1 protein-coding gene and 2 pseudogenes are annotated in these 2,899 nt (G+C 58.1%); 1 reads left to right on the top strand and 2 read right to left on the bottom strand.

Annotated elements, in window-relative coordinates:
• Positions 1-600: pseudogene (locus GCT19_RS41555) on the top strand (IS110 family RNA-guided transposase); the annotation flags it as partial.
• 230 nt (positions 601-830) lie between these two features.
• Here the strand turns inward: GCT19_RS41555 and GCT19_RS41550 are convergent.
• Positions 831-2,531 (bottom strand): tetratricopeptide repeat protein, encoded by a 1,701-nt coding sequence (locus GCT19_RS41550; protein WP_152855059.1) that lies wholly within the window; start codon positions 2,529-2,531, stop codon positions 831-833.
• A gap of 88 nt (positions 2,532-2,619) precedes the next feature.
• Positions 2,620-2,899 (bottom strand): annotated as a pseudogene (locus tag GCT19_RS41545) (IS6 family transposase); the annotation flags it as partial.

Here is a 2,899-nt window from a genome sequence, read left to right as displayed (position 1 = left end):
CGAACTCGGGATCAGTCTGCCCGTGGGCAATGCGGTAATCAGACGCTTGCCTGCTGTGCTATCCGAGCACCCGTTGCCACCGCGACTGATCACAACGCTCGAGCGCCTGCATGCTCATTTCAAATATCTCAGCGAACAAATCGGAGAGATTGACCGCGAACTGGCGATGCAGCTGGCCGACAACGATCTAGGTCAACGTCTTCTCTCCATTCCGGGTGTCGGTCCTGTCACCGCAAGCGTGCTTGCCGCCGAGATCGGCGACGGCAAGCAGTATGCGAGCAGTCGGGACTTCGCAGCGCCCATTGGACTCGTGCCCCGACAATACAGCACGGGCGGCCGCACGAACCTGCTGGGTATCAGAGGGGGGACGCGAATATTCGCAGACTCCTCGTTCAATGCGCACGGACCTACATGCACAGGGTTTCCAACAAGGCTGGTCCACTGGCCGAGTGGGTCCGTTCGATGCTTGCTAGGCGGCATTCCAACGTGGTCGCTTGTGCACTGGCCAACAAATTCGCGCGTATCGCGTGGGCATTGTCGGCGCACCATGCCTCGTTCACTCTAAACACCACCATGTTGAGGCCTGAGACCTCAATTTGAACCGTCCCACCTGGTTTTGCGGCTGTTGAAGCTGATGACATGAACGGCACACCGGCCTGACGGACACCCTGTGGAAAATATCGGCTTACCGCAAAGCCGACGTGCTTTTTAGGACTGTCAGGCGCGAATTCATCGTGGCGCGGGGAGCGATCCCCACAACGACGCCGAATAGATTTACGCAAGCCAACCATGCATCCATTCAGCGTTGCAAAAACGGGGGCGATCATAGATTATTTTCCGTTTCCTGAAGCGCCCCCAGTTTCAACGATAACTTCCGTTGCCGCCCAGATCCTCAGCGCAGTGGTAACGTCCTCAATCGTTTCACGCCATTCGCCAAACCTGCTTTGCCTGAACAGGCTTACAGCTCCTGGGTACCACGGCGAATCCATCCGGTCCTGCAGCCAGCGCCAGTCGCACCCAAAGGCAGGGAGTAGTACCCAGCATGGTTTGCCGAGCGCGCCAGCAACGTGCGCGATCGCCGTGTCAACACAGATTGTCAGGTCCAACTGGGCGACGATGGCGGCTGTGTCGGCCAAATCCCTGATTTTCCCGCCCAGTTCGATGAGAGGCTGTTCTGCGGACGCTTGCCGGGATTCATCGCGTAGCCCATGCTGCAGACTGACGAATGTGAGCCCCGGTACCGACCACAGCGGAGCCAGATCCGATATGTCACGCAAGGAACGGTTGTGATCGTTTCCGTGCGTGCCCCTGCCTTTCCAGACCAGCCCGATTCTTAATCCCTCAGCGGGCAGTTCGTTACGCCAGTACTCCAGCCGCTCGGGCATCGCATGCACATATGGCAGAGAACCAGGTATCGTGTCAACGGTTGTCCCGAAATGCATCGGCAGACTTAACGGAAACGTCCAGTAGTCATGCTCCGGTACGGATCCCGAATCCGTTATCACTTCGTCAACCCCGTCGACCGTCTCCAGCAGGGCGCCGAGGACCGGGTCGCAAACCACACTGATTCGCGACGGGCCGCGTCCCTTAAGCAAGGGAATGTAGCGGGCGAACTGTATGCAATCGCCGAATCCCTGTTCCGGCAGGAGCACGAGGGATTTGCCGCCCAGAGGCTCGCCCTGCCACTGCGGATATGAAAATCCCGGCACCACCATTTTCCGGTCGCTCATGTTCGGACTGTAACGGGTCTCATAGTTCGGCCATGCTTCGGCATATCTTCCTGTCGCAAGGAGCAGCAGGCTCAGATTGAAACGGGCATCAACATAGTCAGAAGTCAGTTCCAGTGCCCGGATGAAGGCCGGTTCTGCTTCGGCAAACCGGCCGATGCCAGACAGTAAATGACCCAGATTGTTGTGGGCTGCTGGATAGTTTACGTTGAGCGCGAGTGCTTTTTTAAAAGCAACTTCCGCATGGGCGTAACGTCCGGTTTTACTCAGTAGGATTCCGAAATTGTTGTGCCCCTCTGCGTAGTCGGGCTTCAACAGCAGCGCATGGCGAAGGGTTGCCTCTGCTTCTACGAGCTGCACGGTTTCACAAAGAACCTGTCCCAGGTTGTTCCATGCCTCGGCAGAATCAGGCCTGAGGCCGACTACACGTCGAAAGGCAATCTCCGCTTCCACCGTTCGCTGCGTCTGGACAAGGAGAATACCCAGATGATTGTGTGCTTCCGCCAGATCGGGGTTCAACTCCAATGCCTTCCGGAACGCGGCTTCTGCGGCGGAAAGCTTACCCTGGCAACCCAATGCCACACCCAGATCTGTCATGAAAACAGCGTCTTTGCGGTGTGTCAGCGCCGCAAGGATCAGCACCTCCGCTTCGCCCGGCCTGCCTCTTTGCAATTCAATAACGCCTAGCAGATGCATGGCGTCAGCGTGCGCCGTATTGATCGACAGAAGCTGCCGGTAGGCAGCTTCTGCCTCGACCAGTCGGCCTGCCCGGTGTGCGGCAACAGCGACCTCAAACTTGGTCATGACGCATCCTTTGCGCGATCGAGAGCATTCGCAGGCACTGTCACGTTAATTTGCTCGCGACGTAATAGTGGGGGGGCAACGCGCTTGCTCAGAAAACCGGCGGAACTTGGGTGATCTCTGTGAAGCGATGCCAGGCGGCGATGCGTGTGGCAAGCTGTTTGCGATAGAGCGAGGCGCGTAGCAGGTGTCGCTTCAGCGCGAAGTGCTGCCGGATCGGACCGAAGCTCGATAGGAAAGCCTGCGTGCGCTCTGGATCGCGAAAGCCACGCATGCGTCGCTCGCGTTCGCGGGTCGGCTGATGACTGTTTTCGGCCCGGTTATTGACCCGCGCGCTGGCTTTGACAAAGACGTGCTTGACGCAAGCCAGT

The sequence above is a fragment of the Paraburkholderia atlantica genome, from assembly GCF_009362785.1.
In the GTDB taxonomy this organism is placed as follows: domain Bacteria; phylum Pseudomonadota; class Gammaproteobacteria; order Burkholderiales; family Burkholderiaceae; genus Paraburkholderia; species Paraburkholderia atlantica.
This window is presented reverse-complemented; position numbering and strand designations above follow the sequence as displayed.

Excerpts from the sequence above, each read along its gene's own strand:
- GCT19_RS41550 (WP_152855059.1), bottom strand. The coding sequence starts at position 2,531 with ATGACCAAGTTTGAGGTCGCTGTTGCCGCACACCGGGCAGGCCGACTG.